Source organism: Arthrobacter sp. Z1-9, from assembly GCF_054792695.1.
Genome location: NZ_CP096456.1, coordinates 741,896 through 756,858, shown reverse-complemented (window position 1 = coordinate 756,858; position 14,963 = coordinate 741,896). Strand labels below are relative to the sequence as shown.

General features: G+C 64.3%; 17 protein-coding genes and 1 riboswitch. Of the genes, 5 read left to right on the top strand and 12 right to left on the bottom strand.

Features of this window, described 5'->3' with window-relative positions; genetic code table 11:
- The first annotated feature begins 29 nt into the window (after nucleotides 1-29).
- Nucleotides 30-854 carry a GDSL-type esterase/lipase family protein gene (locus M1D93_RS03605; RefSeq protein ID WP_461173819.1) on the top strand — a complete coding sequence of 275 codons (825 nt, stop codon included), beginning with the start codon at nucleotides 30-32 and terminating at the stop codon, nucleotides 852-854.
- 3 nt (nucleotides 855-857) lie between these two features.
- Here the strand turns inward: M1D93_RS03605 and M1D93_RS03600 are convergent, their stop codons facing one another.
- From M1D93_RS03600 to M1D93_RS03585, 4 genes are read right to left on the bottom strand one after another with little or no spacing between them, the layout of a single operon-like run.
- Entirely contained in the window at nucleotides 858-1,151 is a 294-nt protein-coding gene (locus tag M1D93_RS03600) for a DUF503 domain-containing protein (protein ID WP_461173818.1), read from the bottom strand.
- Nucleotides 1,152-1,182: 31 nt separating this feature from the next.
- On the bottom strand, nucleotides 1,183-1,500 hold the full coding sequence (locus tag M1D93_RS03595; protein ID WP_461173817.1) for a putative quinol monooxygenase: 318 nt from the start codon (nucleotides 1,498-1,500) through the stop codon (nucleotides 1,183-1,185).
- Nucleotides 1,497-2,051: a DUF1990 family protein gene (locus M1D93_RS03590; protein ID WP_461173816.1), complete on the bottom strand. Its 555-nt coding sequence runs from the start codon at nucleotides 2,049-2,051 to the stop codon at nucleotides 1,497-1,499. Before M1D93_RS03590 ends, M1D93_RS03595 begins: the two co-directional genes overlap by 4 nt.
- Nucleotides 2,048-2,464, bottom strand: a complete 417-nt coding sequence (locus tag M1D93_RS03585) for an MmcQ/YjbR family DNA-binding protein (RefSeq protein ID WP_461173815.1) — start codon at nucleotides 2,462-2,464, stop codon at nucleotides 2,048-2,050. Before M1D93_RS03585 ends, M1D93_RS03590 begins: the two co-directional genes overlap by 4 nt.
- A gap of 45 nt (nucleotides 2,465-2,509) precedes the next feature.
- Between M1D93_RS03585 and M1D93_RS03580 the strand changes: the two genes are divergently transcribed.
- On the top strand, nucleotides 2,510-3,535 hold the full coding sequence (locus tag M1D93_RS03580) for an isopenicillin N synthase family dioxygenase (protein ID WP_461173814.1): 1,026 nt from the start codon (nucleotides 2,510-2,512) through the stop codon (nucleotides 3,533-3,535).
- Nucleotides 3,536-3,548: 13 nt separating this feature from the next.
- Here the strand turns inward: M1D93_RS03580 and M1D93_RS03575 are convergent, their stop codons facing one another.
- From M1D93_RS03575 to M1D93_RS03560, 4 genes are all read right to left on the bottom strand, one after another.
- Nucleotides 3,549-3,974, bottom strand: a complete 426-nt coding sequence (locus tag M1D93_RS03575; protein ID WP_163166578.1) for a CoA-binding protein — start codon at nucleotides 3,972-3,974, stop codon at nucleotides 3,549-3,551.
- Nucleotides 3,975-4,031: 57 nt separating this feature from the next.
- A complete protein-coding gene (locus tag M1D93_RS03570; protein ID WP_461173813.1) occupies nucleotides 4,032-4,949 on the bottom strand; it encodes a hypothetical protein in 918 nt (305 codons plus the stop codon).
- Nucleotides 4,946-5,497, bottom strand: coding sequence for an RNA polymerase sigma factor (locus M1D93_RS03565; RefSeq protein WP_461174916.1), 552 nt, complete (start codon nucleotides 5,495-5,497; stop codon nucleotides 4,946-4,948). Before M1D93_RS03565 ends, M1D93_RS03570 begins: the two co-directional genes overlap by 4 nt.
- 291 nt (nucleotides 5,498-5,788) lie before the next feature.
- Complete coding sequence (locus M1D93_RS03560; RefSeq protein WP_461173812.1) at nucleotides 5,789-6,157, bottom strand: YegP family protein; 369 nt, start codon at nucleotides 6,155-6,157, stop codon at nucleotides 5,789-5,791.
- Nucleotides 6,158-6,860: 703 nt separating this feature from the next.
- On the opposite strand from M1D93_RS03560, the gene M1D93_RS03555 reads away from it, so the two are divergent.
- A complete protein-coding gene (locus tag M1D93_RS03555; protein ID WP_461174915.1) occupies nucleotides 6,861-8,066 on the top strand; it encodes an IS30 family transposase in 1,206 nt (401 codons plus the stop codon).
- A gap of 71 nt (nucleotides 8,067-8,137) precedes the next feature.
- Here M1D93_RS03555 and M1D93_RS03550 read toward each other — a convergent pair whose 3' ends face one another.
- A complete protein-coding gene (locus tag M1D93_RS03550) occupies nucleotides 8,138-9,427 on the bottom strand; it encodes an adenylosuccinate synthase (protein ID WP_461173811.1) in 1,290 nt (429 codons plus the stop codon).
- A 263-nt stretch (nucleotides 9,428-9,690) separates the two neighbouring features.
- A complete protein-coding gene (locus M1D93_RS03545; RefSeq protein WP_461173810.1) occupies nucleotides 9,691-10,752 on the bottom strand; it encodes a M14 family zinc carboxypeptidase in 1,062 nt (353 codons plus the stop codon).
- Between the two features lie 245 nt (nucleotides 10,753-10,997).
- Nucleotides 10,998-11,103, top strand: a riboswitch (SAM riboswitch).
- Nucleotides 11,104-11,114: 11 nt separating this feature from the next.
- On the opposite strand from M1D93_RS03545, the gene M1D93_RS03540 reads away from it, so the two are divergent.
- Together M1D93_RS03540 and M1D93_RS03535 are read left to right on the top strand one after the other, a co-directional pair.
- A complete protein-coding gene (locus M1D93_RS03540) occupies nucleotides 11,115-12,320 on the top strand; it encodes a cobalamin-independent methionine synthase II family protein (protein ID WP_461173809.1) in 1,206 nt (401 codons plus the stop codon).
- A 212-nt stretch (nucleotides 12,321-12,532) separates the two neighbouring features.
- Entirely contained in the window at nucleotides 12,533-13,165 is a 633-nt protein-coding gene (locus M1D93_RS03535; RefSeq protein ID WP_461173808.1) for a uracil-DNA glycosylase family protein, read from the top strand.
- A gap of 189 nt (nucleotides 13,166-13,354) precedes the next feature.
- On the opposite strand, the gene M1D93_RS03530 is transcribed toward M1D93_RS03535, so the two are convergent.
- Together M1D93_RS03530 and fbaA are read right to left on the bottom strand one after the other, a co-directional pair.
- Nucleotides 13,355-13,777 carry a DUF3151 domain-containing protein gene (locus tag M1D93_RS03530; protein ID WP_461173807.1) on the bottom strand — a complete coding sequence of 141 codons (423 nt, stop codon included), beginning with the start codon at nucleotides 13,775-13,777 and terminating at the stop codon, nucleotides 13,355-13,357.
- Nucleotides 13,778-14,797 carry a class II fructose-bisphosphate aldolase gene (gene fbaA / locus M1D93_RS03525; RefSeq protein ID WP_461173806.1) on the bottom strand — a complete coding sequence of 340 codons (1,020 nt, stop codon included), beginning with the start codon at nucleotides 14,795-14,797 and terminating at the stop codon, nucleotides 13,778-13,780.
- Nucleotides 14,798-14,963: the final 166 nt, after the last annotated feature.

Here is a 14,963-nt window from a genome sequence, read left to right as displayed (position 1 = left end):
GGGGCGCGGATTTCCGCTTTAATCGAGCTATGGGCAAGGTGGCAAAGTTCCTCAGCTTCCTGCTGCTGCCATTCCTGATCCTGGTTGCCGCGGCGCCGACACCACGATCGGCGCCGGATGCTGCGTACCCCCGCAGCATGGCTGCCCTGGGCGACTCCATTACCCAGGCCCACAGCGCCTGTTGCCTGCCTGGCGACAATCCGGCACAGTCCTGGTCCACCGGCGACGGCGCGAGCGACGGGCTGACCAGCCACTACGAACGGCTGCTGCAGTTGACGCCCGGCATCAGGGGGAAAAACTTCAACAACGCCGTGAGCGGGGCGAAGGCGTCCGATCTGCCGCGCCAGGCGGCGGCTGCAGCCGGACAACGCGCCGAGTATGTCACCGTCCTGGTGGGCGCGAATGATCTTTGCACCCCGTCCTTGCACACCATGACCCCAGTTGAAGGCTTCCGCGCCTCGGTGACCCGCGCACTTGAGACTTTGGACCAGATGCGGCCACGGCCCCGGGTTCTTGTCACCAGCATCCCTGACATCTATCAGTTGTGGAAGGTCCTGCGTCACGACCAGGCCGCACAGTCTGCCTGGTCCGCATCCCGGATCTGCCAGTCCATGTTGGCGGCCTCGAATACCGAGGACATGCGCCGGCAGGTGGTCCAGCGGGAGCTCGCATTCAACGAGGTCCTCGCAAACGCCTGTGCGGAGTACCAAAGCTGCGAAACAGATGGCGGAGCAGTGTACGCCCACGGCTTCAGCGCAAACCACGTGAGTGTCCTGGACTACTTCCACCCGAGCCTCCAGGGCCAGGCAACGCTGGCGAACATCACGTGGCAGGCCGCCTGGCAACGGAACTAGCAGTCAGTCCTCGCTGTGGTGGTCCCGCTGCCGTGCGCTCAGCAGTTCGATTTCCGGCCGTCCGGCCACAAGGCGTTCGACGGCGTCGAGCACCTCCACGAGATGGGCCCGGTCAGCTGCCACCAGGCCGGCGCCCACTTGCGAGCGCCGGTATTGGTCGTGATAGCCCACCTCGGCCACAGACACGTCATACTTGCGCTTGATGTCAGCCAGCAGTGGCCTGATAACCGAGCGCTTCTCCTTCAGGCTCTGAACGTCGCCCAGGAGGATGTCGAATTCGATCCAGCCGATCCACATGGCATCAGCCTAACGAAATACGGCTGCGGGGCTAGATGGAAAGTTCGCCCATCCGGTCCCAGCCTTCGCCGTCGAGCTGCCGGCTGATGATGCGGGGTGTTTCTGCCAGGGCCTGGGGCATGTCAGCCAGGGCCTCCTTGAAGTGTGCGCTGTTGACGTGCTCGCCGGCGGCGTCGTCCTTGAACGCCTCAACCAGGACGTATTCGTTCGGGTCCTCCAGGCTGCGGGACCAGTCGAACCAGAGGTTGCCCGGCTCCTGCCTGGTTGCCCGGGTAAAGTCGGCCACAAGATCGGGCCAGCGCTCCGACCATTCAGGCTTGACCTTGAATTTGACGACGATAAAAATCACGGGATTTGTCCTTCCACGGCGAGTTGGCGTGCCCCTTCAATGTACCGGGAAGTAACGTGCCGCTGAGCCGCGCGGGTCACCAGCCCACCTGCGGCATAAAACCAGTTGCCCGGTTTGCTGAATGCCCGGATCCGAAAGAGCACCTCGGAGTTACCGTTGATCTCCACCTCAAAGGATTCTTCTCCCCGGGCCGGATGCCCAGGCAGTGCTCCGTACCCGAATCCCGCAGACTGGGGTATTCCCGCCGGCAGCGGTTCACGGACCCACACCACCTCGCAGGGCGCGTCCAGCCGCAAGGGCCCGACGCCGAAGCCGCTCACCACCCGGGCTCCGGGCACCACACGCGAGGAATCAGTGCGGACGCGCAGGCCCGCACGCCGCTGCAACTCCCAGGACAGGATGCCGGCGGCAACCCGCTGGTAGACGCGCAGGCCGTTGCCGAGGTGGACCTCCTCCAGCACCGTCGCATAGCCAGCCGGCGTGGACCCGTGCTCCGTGCCGCCGATGCAGGGGTAGTTGAGGACGCTGCATGCCGTGCGCTTGGCCTTCAAAGGTTCCCGCCTCTGCTCCCTGCCAGGCGGGCCCACCCGAGCTGCTCCTGCTGCTTCCTGCTCAGGCCAGCCACCACCAGGTCGTAGGAGTCCTCCACCATGTCCCGGACCATGTCATCCGGTAACGCCCCATCCAAGCGGACGCCGTTCCAGTGCGTTTTGTTCATGTGCCATGCACCGGTGATTTCCGGGTGCGCCGCGCGGAGCTGAACGGCCAGGTTCGGCTCGCATTTGAGGTTCACGTAAAAGTCCCTGGCGTCCATCGACGACAGGGCAAAGAGCTTGGCCTCGTGCCGGGCCCCGCCGGTCACACTTGCCCGGATCTTGAATACGGCAGTCTCCGGCCCGAACGGGTAATCCTCGTACGCTCCGGGGAACGAAAGGCAGATTTTCCTCAGCGCGTCGGGGTCCATAAAGTCAGCCTATAAAGCAGGCCCCTGCGGTGCTAGTCTGCGAGGATGTCACACGATCAGGGGATACCTGTTCTGGACCTGAGCACCGCGCGGCAGCCCTACGGGTCTTTCAGTCCGGAATTCATTGAACAGCTGCGGTACGCCACCCATAACGTCGGCTTCTTCCAAATCACCGGCTACGGTGCCGCCCCGGGCCAGCCCGAGCAGCTCCTGGACGTCATCCAGCGCTTCTTCAACCTGCCCCTGGAGGAACGGATGAAGCTGGACAACCGCCTGTCGCCCCACTTCCGGGGATACACCCGGATGGGCACCGAGGTGACCCAGGGCAGGGCTGACGCGCGCGAACAAATCGACTACTCTCCCGAGCGTGAGCCGGTCAGGGACTATCCGGCCGACCAGCCGTACTGGCTGCTGCAGGGTCCGAACCTGTGGCCGGACGAGGCCTTTCCCGAGCTCAAGCCTGCGGCGATGGCGTGGGCCGAGCTGATGTCCACGGTTGGAATGGAGCTCCTTCGTGCCATCGCTGTTTCCCTGGAACTGCCCGAGGACTACTTCGACGAGCCCTTCCGCGATTCACCTGCCTGGATGGGCAAACTGGTGCATTACGTCGGCGGCGTGGTCGAGGCAGCCGGCGACCAAGGAGTCGGCTCCCATGCGGACTACGGATTCGTCACGCTCCTCCTGCAGGACCAGGTAGGCGGGCTGGAGGTCCAGCCCCCCGGCGTGACGGAGTGGCTGCCTGTGGAGCCTATCCCGGGCGCCTTGGTGGTAAACCTCGGCGAGATGCTGGAAGTGGCAACGGAGGGATACCTGGCGGCCACCATCCACCGGGTGCAGGCGCCACCCCCGGGCGTGGACAGGTACTCCGTCCCGTTCTTCTGGTCTCCCCGGCTGGACGCGGTGATCGATCCTGTCCCGCTGCCGCCCGAGTTGAAGGCCGAAGCGAGGGGCATTTCAGACGATCCCGCGAACCCGCTCCTGGCCTCGTACGGGATGAACATGCTCAAGGGCAGGATGCGTGCCCACCCGGATGTCACTGAGCGGCACCATCCCGAACTTCTGACCCGCTAACCGGCGGGGGCCGTCAGAGGTTGTATTTCCAGGCCTGCTGGGCCGGGCACGTGTCCATCACTACATCCAGCCCGGCCGCCTTGGCCCGCTCCGCCGCAGCCTCATCAATGACTCCCAACTGTAGCCACACCGCCTTCGCCCCCACGGCGATCGCCTGGTCCACGACCTCCCCCACCTTCTGGGAGTTCACAAAGCAATCCACGACGTCGATGGGGTGCTTCTCTGCGGGAATGTCACCAAGGCTCCGGTAGCCGGCCTCTCCGTGAACCGGCTCTCCCGGCAGGTTGACGGGGATGATCTCCATACCCAGGCGGTCCCGGATGAAAAGCGAAGTATCGTAGGCGGCGCGCCACTCATTGGTGGTGAGGCCCACGATGGCCCACCGCCCCTTGGTGCGCATCAGGCGTTCGACAACGGCAGGATCATTTTTGTGCCCCATACGCCTAGCCTACGTGGCCGGGAGGGCACGCTGGCCAACGTACTCCCCCTGTTGCGGCTACCGGCTGAACTTCTGCAGCCATTTCGCACCGGGCACTGCATGTGCAGCTGCCCCGGCGGCGTCCACACCCTGCCGAAGGACTTCCGGCACGGAGCCCGGCCCTGCCCCTGGCGCCGCTCCAGCCACGTGGTTGGCCTCCTCGTCCGGGGCACCTGCGCCTCCCTGACCAACCGCCTGCTCCGGGAGCCCGCCGACAGGGGTCTCCTTTTCGTCCCGGGCAGCTGCGGCGCCGGGCTTCCCGGATTCGGTGGCAGCGTCCTTCCCGCCCCTTTGGCCCTCCCCGTTTCCCTGCTTCCCTTGCCCGGGTATGTTCGGTGCGGGTATTTCCGGGGTGCGGCGTGCGGCAGAGGCATCATCCGCGGCGGGAGCGGCCGCGGGGGTGCCACCGCCAGTGGTGGCGATTTCTTCGGTGGCCCCGGTGGCCCCGGGTTCCGGTGCACCGTGTACCGCTGCATCCGGATCGAGTCCGTCCACGTCATCCAGCGACGGCCTGGACAGAGGGACGTCCCGCGCGGGAAGGCTCCAGGCGGGAGTCCAGTCTTCAAGCAGGTGCTGGATGGAGGGGCTTCCGGAGCGACCGGGGACGGCGGAACTGGCCGCTACCCCACCTACGCCAAGTCCCATGCCTGCTATCAGGGCAAGGCCCACGACGGTCGGCCGGTGTGCCCGGAGCCGACGGCGCCCGGCCAGTTCGTCGGGTCCGCTTTCCGTTAGTCCGCCAATCGCATCCGACTCACCAGTGGAGGTGCCGGGTTCCGTCAAGAGGACGGCAAGACTTCCGGATGGGGCCGGTGCGGGCAGGGACGCCAGCGACCCCAGGGCAAGAAGGGCGGCGCGAAGTTGGGGGTCCTTGCCGTATCCGGCGTCGAGGAGCATGTCCTCAACAGTGTCCGGCAGGTGATTGGTTTGCATCATGGCCTCAGGTACTCCTTCACTGCCGAAAGTTCCCGGAGTCTTCCCAGTGCCCGCCGCTGAAGCTGCTTTACCGCGCCGGCGGTCTTGTCCATGGTTTCCGCCGTCTGATCAACGGTGAGTCCGGCGACGAGGCGAAGGGACAGGACGTCGCGCTGGTCCTGCGGCAGCCCGTTCAACAGGCCCAGGACCTCGCTGGGCGAAATACGTTCGAGGGCGTCGGTCTCGGCGGAAGAATCTTCACGCTGGTCCAACTCGGGTTGGAAGGGCAATTTGGCCGGTGTGCGGCTTTGGCGCCGGTGATCGTCCACCATCCGCGCGTGTGCGACGGAGAAGATAAAAGTACGGAGTCCTGCAGGGCCGCCATGGATGGTGTCGAGCCGTGGCAGGACGGAGAGGAACACCTCCTGCATGGCCGCCTCCGGATCCTCGACGCCCCGGGCCGTGAGGTAGCCCAGGACTTGTGATGCATAGGTCCGGTAGACAGTGCTGAAGACGGAGGCCCCGGCGGCTTGGTCCCGCAGGGTCCCGTCTGTGAGGGCATCAGTCACGGACGTAGTGCTTTCAGTCAAGAGGGGTTCCGGAGCGGAAGAGGCCTACTCCAAGGGGGAATGCCTTTTCCCCGCATCACTTTACCCCTCAGTAACCACTGTCCGGATCCAGCCACACATACGCTGTGGCAAGTTTTAGCAGCTGCCCCTGCAGCCGGAAAGTGAAAGTGCCGGCCTGGAACGTGATGGGGGACAAGTTCCAGACCGGCGCTACATAGGGGTAATCGCCTAAGGCCTGCAAAGGGTTACGGCCTGCAGCAGAAATTTCAAAAGAAACTTTTACCGGTACCTTCAACGGGCAACTGCGGTAGTCCAGCGGGGCTTGGTTCCCTGCCCGCGAAGTCCCTTTGCGAGGATGAACGTGTGCACGGCGGGAGCGCGCCGGTCCTCACAATCGGCCGGCGCCGCTCCCAGCGCCACAGGCGCCGCTCCCAGTGCCGCAGGGGCCGCCATGGGCGCCGGACGAGCAACAGCGCCGGCCGGGCAAAGGTCGGTGACCAGCCCTGTGCCGGCGCACTCGCGGACGGCGGCAATACCGGCAGCGAGGGCTGCTTTGTCCTCAAAGGGGCCGGAGACAGCCATCACTGCGCCATCCGGGGCCAGCAGCCGAAACCTGAAAAACGAATCCTGGTCAACGAACGCTTCGAATACTCCGGCCATAACAAATCCTTTCGTTCTGCGGATCCCGTCCTCCTGCTGCTCCTGTCGGGCGGCGTCGTAGCCCCCGCCAGTGGCGAGCGCATGGCTGGCCCCTTAACCCGCGGCTGTGGTGAAACGATCGGCGATCAGGTCACCGGTGTACAAAGAGTGTCCCGGCCCTGCCTGCAGTCTCACAAGGCCTGCCCCGTAAACCCTGTGTAAATTGCGCAAGGCCAGCCCAACAACAGCGGCGGGCCACCTTCGACTTGAGTTCTAGCGGTCGTTGCAACACCCATAGATTTTGGGAGTTGCAACGACCGTGCCGCATTTAAGCGATGTTTCAGCGGAGTCCCGGAAGTACACGAGATCGACTGTCCAGCAGAGGGAAGAGTTCTTCCGGGTCTTTGACCGACTTGGAAGTGCGACATTGGCCGCGGCAGAACTGGGTTTGAACCGGAACAGCTGCTATCAGTGGCTCCGAAAGGCTGGCCTCACTTCCGCGAACACCGCATCAGCCCGGCAGGCAGCCAGAGCCAAATACACGCCCGAACAGAAACGGGAGTTCTTGTCCGTTCTCGAGCGGGAAGGGAGCGTGACTGTTGCCGCAGCTGAGATCAGCCTGAATGTAAACACCGCATTCCGCTGGGCACGCGAGGCGGGCATTTCCAGCCAACCGGTGAGTCATCGCAGGCGGGTGGAGTACCTACGCTTACGGGATCAAGGCCTGAGCCGGCGCGATGCGGTCAAGGCTCTGGGCGTTCCCCGCAGCAGTGCCCGGGAGTGGGAGCTTGGGGTGAGGAAATCCGGTGGTCGACGCATTTATCCAGCTGGACAGAGAATGCACTACAACCATGATGTGGATTCTTCGACACTTCCTGCCATCCCCGACAAAAGGCAGCAGACCCGGCCTGTATCGATCTCGGTGCTTGAACGGCCCATTGACCCGAGGTTTCTGTCTCTGCAAGAACGCGAAACCATCCGGGACCTGAACGCCGCTGGGGCCTCGCTGCGTTCAATCGCGGCAGTGTTGCAGCGATCGCCGTCGACCGTTAGCCGGGAAATCGCCCGTAACGGCCACCCGGGCGTTGGTTACCAGCCGTATGCCGCGCAACGTCAAGCTGCCTCACGCCGCGCCCGGCCCAAGACCGCGAAACTGGCTGGTGAATCGGACTTGAGCAACTACGTGAAAGAGAAACTGCTCCTACGCTGGTCTCCAGAGCAGATCAGCCACACGCTGGTCGAAGATTTCCCCGAACTGCCGGAGATGCGTGTGTGCCCAGAGACGATCTATCAAGCCCTCTACGTCCAGGCCCGAGGCGGACTCAAACGCGAAGTCCAGGCAGCCCTGCGCACCGGCCGGACCCGCCGCAAACCCCATAACACCGGCGAACAGCGAATCTCCCGCTTCACGGATCCCATGGTCATGATCTCCGAACGACCGCCCGAGGTCGAGGACCGTGCCGTCCCCGGCCACTGGGAAGGCGACCTGATCACCGGGACACTAAACCAGTCCGCCATCGCAACCCTGGTTGAACGCACCACCCGGTACGTGATGCTCGTGCACCTGCCCGCAGACCACACCGCTGAAACCGTCCGCGATGGCCTCGTCAAGACCATGGCCACCCTGCCAGCACACCTGCGCGGCTCACTGACCTGGGACCAAGGCGCCGAAATGGCCGGACACCGATCCTTCACCCTGGCCACCGACATGCCCGTCTACTTCTGCGACCCCGCAAGCCCCTGGCAACGCGGCTCGAACGAGAACACCAACGGGCTGCTGCGCCAGTACTTCCCCAATGGCACCGACCTGTCCGCCTACGGGCCCGAAGACCTCGAGCACGTCGCGCAGGAACTCAACGGCCGCCCACGCAAAACGCTCGGCTGGAAAACCCCAGCCGAGCGTTTACGTGATTTACTACTAACCACCTAACCAGCAGGTGTTGCAACGACCCCTAGAAACCGCCCGAAAGGTGGCCCGCCGCCGTCGTAATTCCTGGCGCGTCAGTCGTTGATGAGGTCGTTTACCACAATGGTCTGGTCCCGGTCCGGTCCAACGCCGATGGCGGAGAAGCGCGTCCCGGACAGCTTCTCCAGGGCCAGGACGTAGTTTCGTGCATTCTCCGGCAGGTCCGCCAGCGTCCGCGCACCGGTGATGTCCTCTGTCCAGCCCTCGAAGTATTCGAAGATCGGCACTGCATGGTGGAACTCGGTCTGCGTCATGGGCATCTCGTCATGGCGTACGCCGTCCACGTCATAGGCCACGCACACCGGGATCTGCTCGATGCCAGTGAGGACGTCCAGCTTGGTCACGAAGTAGTCCGTGAAGCCGTTGACGCGTGAGGCGTGGCGGGCCAGGACGGCGTCGTACCAGCCGCAGCGGCGCGGCCTGCCGGTGTTGACCCCAAACTCGCCACCGGTTTTCTGCAGGTAGACGCCCATCTCGTCGAAGAGTTCCGTGGGGAACGGGCCGGCGCCAACACGAGTGGTGTAGGCCTTGATGATGCCGATGGAGCGGGAAATGCGGGTTGGCCCGATGCCCGAACCCACGGAGGCGCCGCCGGCCGTGGGGTTGGAGGAGGTGACGAACGGGTAGGTTCCGTGGTCCACGTCCAGGAAGGTAGCCTGGCCGCCTTCCATCAGGACTACCTTGCCCTCGTCCAGGGCGGAGTTCAGGACCAGGGTGCTGTCGATGACCAGCGGACGGAGCCGGTCGGCGAAGGACAGGAAGTACTCCACGATCTCATCCACCAGCACACCGCGGCGGTTGTAGACCTTGACCAGGAGTTCGTTCTTCTGGCGCAGTGAACCTTCCACCTTCTGGCGGAGAATTGACTCGTCAAACACGTCCTGGACGCGGATGCCCAGGCGGGCCACCTTGTCCATGTACGCGGGGCCGATGCCGCGTCCGGTGGTTCCGATGGCGCGGCTGCCGAGGAAGCGCTCCGTCACCTTGTCCAGCACCTGGTGATAGGGAGCAACAAGGTGTGCGTTCGCGGAAACGCGAAGCTTGGAGGTGTCCGCACCGCGGGCTTCGAGGCCTTCGATCTCCTGGAACAGCGCCTCGAGGTTAACAACGCAGCCGTTGCCGATAATGGGGACCGCGTTGGGGCTGAGGATGCCTGCCGGAAGCAGCTTGAGTTCGTATTTTTCACCGCCTACGACGACGGTGTGCCCGGCGTTGTTGCCGCCGTTGGGCTTGACGACATAGTCAACGCGGCCGCCCAGCAGGTCGGTCGCCTTGCCTTTTCCTTCGTCGCCCCATTGGGCTCCTACGATCACAATTGCTGGCATGGGATCCTCCCCCATTCGTTCGGGCTGCCCGGGCCGGGCCACTTCGTGGCTCGCCTGGTGGAGCGCCGTTCATGAGAATGCCCCGAATGGACCGGCCTTCGCTGGTCCGCGGGGCGGCACAGCGACGCAAGAGTTCCGGGGCTCTTACCACCCAAGTTTAGCCGATGAGGGACTTTGTCCACTCGCTGGACCGCCGCGGTCCTTCTTGCAGGGTAAAGGACTCCTGCAGGGCGAAGGACCGCGGCGGACTGTCAGCAGCGGTGCTACTCGTCGTCGGCTTCCTCACCGGGCCGGGAGGTCTGGGTGGCCAGGCTGTCCCAGAAGGAGGTGTCGGCGTCGGCGATTGATCCGTCAGCGATCGCAGCGGCGGTGGCAGTCAGGGTGGTGACGGTCTGCTTGATCAGGTATCCGTTGCTCCGCAGCCCCAGGGCGTAGCCGTCCAGGTAGTGGTCGGACATGCCGCGCATCTCAAACAGGAGTGTCGCGATCCCGTATTCCACGGCGATCCCGTTGCGGCTGATCGTCTCGGCGCTGCCGCCCACATATTTGCCGAGGTGGCCCCAGCCGGTGGAGTCGACGTTGTGGAACACGACGGCGCCCAGCTGCTTGGACTTTTCGACAACTGCGGGATCGGCGTTCGGCGTGGTGGGGTACAGGATGGACCCGGAGACCAGCTTGCCGTCGCGTTCGCTGCGGGTGCCTTGGTGGTGCAGGTCGATCATGTAGTCGATCCGGTACTTGCGCATCACGTTGTTGTGCAGCGCCTGCGTTTCCGGCTGGAGCTTGGCTACGTGGTCGCGGTTGAGGTCCACCTCTTCGGCGTTGTACCGCGTCATGTTGCGGTCCCCCTTGGCCAGGTAATCATCCAGCGGGAAGTTCACGTCCCCCATGGCGCCGTCCGCGTTGAGCATGGGAACGATGAGGATGTTCGCGCCGTCGAGAACGCCTGCGGACTTGCCGGTGCCCAGGTGCTTGACGAATTCCAGCGCGCCCTCGGTGGTGAGCTGCTCGTTGCCGTGCTGCTGCGTCAGGTAGAGAATGGTGGGCTTGGCCGGATCCGTCATGTATTTGACCAGGTGGATGTCCCGGCCCTTCACGGTCTGGCCGATGACCTCCAGTTCCATGGCGCCCTGGCGGGCGTCCTGGTCCTTGAGGAAGGAGACCATCTGCTCGTACGTGGCAAGCTTCGATGTGGTGATCTGGCCGTCGCCGTCATAGTTGGGGCCTTCGCCCACGGCCATCGCCGGTGCCGGCGCGGCCACTGCTGCCAGTGCCAAGGCTCCGGAAACTGCCAAAGTCCTGAAGGTTGCCAGGGTTTTTCTCACAGGGCGTTACCTCTTTCGAATGCATCAGCTGGGGCCAGCCCGCAATGTCCCCCATGTGGGCTGTGACAAAAGCCAACCAACCTGGACCAATCCTGTCAATGGATATGACAATGATCTGCAGTCAGTTATCACGTTCTGAAACGTGGGTTTCCGGCCCTGGTTTTGGGCGGCACCGCCCGGAGTTCCGCCCGACATAATCCGCAAGCCGATTTGCTCCCGGGCGTACCGGTGCATTTAAGTGAGAGAACCCATCCGGAGCGGCCGAGAGACCTGGATCGATGACGCCGCAGCAACCCACATAGCGCAGGTACGTCCTGCCTGCGAAGGTGCTACTGCCAGGACCGATGGAAAGGAATTCCAGCATGTCCCTGAACACTGACCACATCCGCGTCACCCACGCCGGATCATTGCCCCGTACCCCAGAACTTATTGCCGCCAACGCCGCACGCGAAGCGGACCCTGCCGACGTAGAGGGCTATAACGAACTGCTCACCGCTTCCGTGGTGGACCTGGTCCAGCGCCAGGAAAGTCTGGGCATTGATATCCCCAACGACGGCGAATACGGGCACGCGATGTCCGCTGCTGTGGACTACGGCGCCTGGTGGTCCTACTCCTTCGCGCGCATGGGCGGGCTGGAACTGGACAACGACGCCAAGTGGGCGGTTGAACCGAAGGAATCCACCCCGGGCAACGTCCAGCTGACCGGCTTCATCCACCGCCGCGACCGCACCAACTTTGCCGAGGCCTACAACGATCCCACCAGCGGCATCTTCACCGGTGGCCCCAAGCCGTTCCCCAAGGTCACCGGACCGCTCGTCTACACAGGCCAGGACGCCGTCGCCTCCGACATCGCTAACCTGAAGGCAGGCCTGGCCGCCACCGGACTGAAGGACGGGTTCGTCGCGGCCCTCTCCCCCGGCAGCGCGTCCCGCATCACCAACGAGTACTACGCCACGGAGGAGGAGTACATCTATGCCTTCGCCGACGCGCTTCGCGAAGAGTACAAGGCCATCATCGACGCCGGCCTGATCCTTCAGATCGACGATCCCTCCATCGCCGAGAACTGGGACCAGATCAGCCCCGAGCCGAGCGTGGCCGACTACCTCAAGTTCACCCAGATCCGCGTGGAGGCCCTGAACTACGCCCTCCGCGGCCTTCCCGAAGAGCAGGTCCGCTTCCACCTCTGCTGGGGTTCTTGGCACGGCCCGCACACCACCGACCTTCCCCTTGCGGACCTGGTGGACACCATGCTGCAGATCAACGCCGGGGGCTATTCCTTCGAGGCTGCCAACGTCCGCCACGAGCACGAGTGGCGGGTCTGGGAGGACACCAGGCTCCCCGAGGGCAAGGTCATCATCCCCGGTATCGTCTCGCACGCCACCAATGTGGTGGAGCACCCGGACCTGGTGGCGGACCGGATCGTACGGTTCGCAGATGTTGTGGGCCGTGAGAACGTCACCGCCTCCACCGACTGCGGCCTGGGCGGCAGGGTCCATCCGCAGATCGCCTTCGCGAAGCTGGAAGCCCTGGGAGAGGGTGCGCGCCGGGCCACCAAGCGGCTCTGGTAGCCACCGGACAATAAACGCTGAACTCGCCGGTTCCGTGCCCTTTTGGATTTGGGTGCACGGGACCGGCGTTTCGTTTCGCGGGGCTTGCTAAACTGGTAAAGGCCGACCAGGAATCGGTCCGCCCCATTTCAACCACTTCGGATTGCTGCGCCATCGTGCGCCCATTTTCGCGGTGGCAGCAACACCAATCCCCGCAGGAGACCCAGCACTACATGACAGCCCTGGCACCCGAAACCTTCCATGAGCAGCTTCTGAACCGCCGCTACGAACCCAATGTTGCAGCCGTCAACGAACTGTGCGATTCCCTGCAGGACACCAAGCCCGGCACCATCGTGCCCTACGTGGACCCCATGCACGACGTCGACGAATGCCGCATCATCAGCCTGTACTCGAACATCGGTGAGGCCGACCCGTCCGGTTTCATCACCGCCGGCGACCACGACGCCGCCACCCGGATGCTGGGGATCCAGTGGAAGCTGGGACTGCGGCCGGAGTTCGTTATGCCCTGGAACGTCCACCCCTGGCATGTCGCCGGAGAGGCCAACGGGAAATTCACGCCCGACCAGATTTCCGCGGGCCTCAAGCCTTTGCTGAAGTTTCTGGCACTCGTTCCGCGCGCCTCGGTGATCGTGGCACACGGCACGGAGGCCAACCGCCTGGCCAACCTGCTGCTGAAGACCGAAGTGCCGCTGCTCTGGCGCCGCGGCCTGAAGACCTACAAGGTGCGTTCCCTCAGCGGCCGCGCTTTCGCCGGGTCGCCTGCCCGCCAGGAGGAGTACCTCGAGGACATGCGCGTGGCCTACGCCGACGCGATGGCCCGGACGGGCCTGCAGAAATCCAGCTAGTTCCCCATCGGAAGCCTTAAAGTTCGACGACGGCCGGTCACCTTTTCAAAAAGGTGACCGGCCGTCGTCGGCCTAAGGGGCCTCCGCCGCCCGGGTTCCCTGGCTGAGCGCAGCGAAGCGAGGGAGGCGGTGGGGATCGTCCAGCCGAATCCGGCTATCGGAGAGGGCGGAAAGCGACCCCGCGTTGTATTACTTGCTTTCGATGGCTGCCTTCGCCGTGGGGTCCGAATCGTTCAGGAACTTCTCGATCCGTTCCGGCTCCTCCGCCTCGCCGATCGCGGCGGCAGCGCGCCCCAGCGAGTACAGCGCCCGCAGGAAGCCGCGGTTGGGCTCGTGCTCCCACGGGATGGGGCCAACGCCCCGCCAGCCGTTGCGGCGCAGCGAGTCCAGCCCGCGGTGGTAGCCCACCCGCGAGTAGGCGTAGGAATCGATGGTTCGCCCCTCAGCCCAGGCCTCTTCGGCCAGCACGGCCCACAGCAGCGAGGATGTGGGGTGCTTTTCCACCAGGTCCAGGGCTTCCTGGCCTGCTTCCAGCTGCTGGTAGACCTCGGTCTCGGCAGGCAGGAGCGTGGGCTCGGGGCCCATCAGGTTCTTGCGGAACTCGTCCGACATCTAGAAAGTCTTTCCGGCCGAACCGAGCTGCTTCGTGGCTTCCACCACGCGGGCTGCCAGGCCGGCTTCAGCGGAGGCACCCCAGACGCGGGGATCGTAGGTCTTTTTGTTGCCCACTTCACCGTCGACCTTCAGGACACCGTCGTAGTTGCGGAACATGTGGTCCGCCACCGGACGCGTGTAGGCGTACTGGGTGTCGGTGTCGATGTTCATCTTGATGGTGCCGTAGGAAACAGCGTCGGCGATTTCCTGGTCCGAGGAGCCGGAACCGCCGTGGAACACGAGGTCGAACGGGCTGTCCTTGCCAATCTTGGCGCCCACCTGGGCCTGGATGTCCTTGAGGATCTCCGGGCGCAGCTTAACACCGCCGGGCTTGTAGACGCCGTGGACGTTGCCGAAGGTCAGAGCGGTGATGTAGCGGCCGTTCTCGCCGGCGCCAAGTGCATCAATGGTGGCCAGGGCGTCCTCGACGGTGGTGTAAAGCTTCTCGTTGATCTCGTTCTCAACACCGTCCTCTTCGCCGCCCACGGTGCCGATCTCGACCTCAAGGATCATCTTCGCGGCCGCGGTGCGCTCCAGCAGCTCCCGGGCGATACGCAGGTTTTCCTGCAGGGTCTCAGCGGAGCCGTCCCACATGTGGGAGTTGAACAACGGGTTGCGGCCGGCCTTGACCTCAGCCTCGGACGCTGCGAGCAGGGGCAGCACAAAACCGTCCAGCTTGTCCTTGGGGCAGTGGTCCGTGTGCAGGGCGATGTTGACGTTGTAGTTCTTCGCCACTTCACGGGCGAAGGCGGCGAAGCCCAGGGAGCCTGCAACCATATCCTTCGTGGAGGCACCGGACCAGTAGGCCGCACCGCCGGTGGAGACCTGAACGATGCCGTCCGACTCAGCTTCCGCGAAGCCGCGCAGGGCTGCGTTCAGCGTCTGCGAGGACGTGACGTTCACAGCCGGGAACGCGAATCCACCCGCCTTCGCGCGGTCGATCATCTCGGAGTAGATCTCTGGGGTTGCAATGGGCATGCTGACTCCTATGCTGAGGTTCGTCGGTGGGCTGGTAACCCTGGAGTACCGCTTACGGCTAGCACCATCCTAGCCATTACCGCGCAAAGAGTGTTCCGGGTTACGCCGCACCCTTACCTCGCACGTCCCAGCCGAGCTGGCACTTAATGGCAATGGCGGGGCTCGC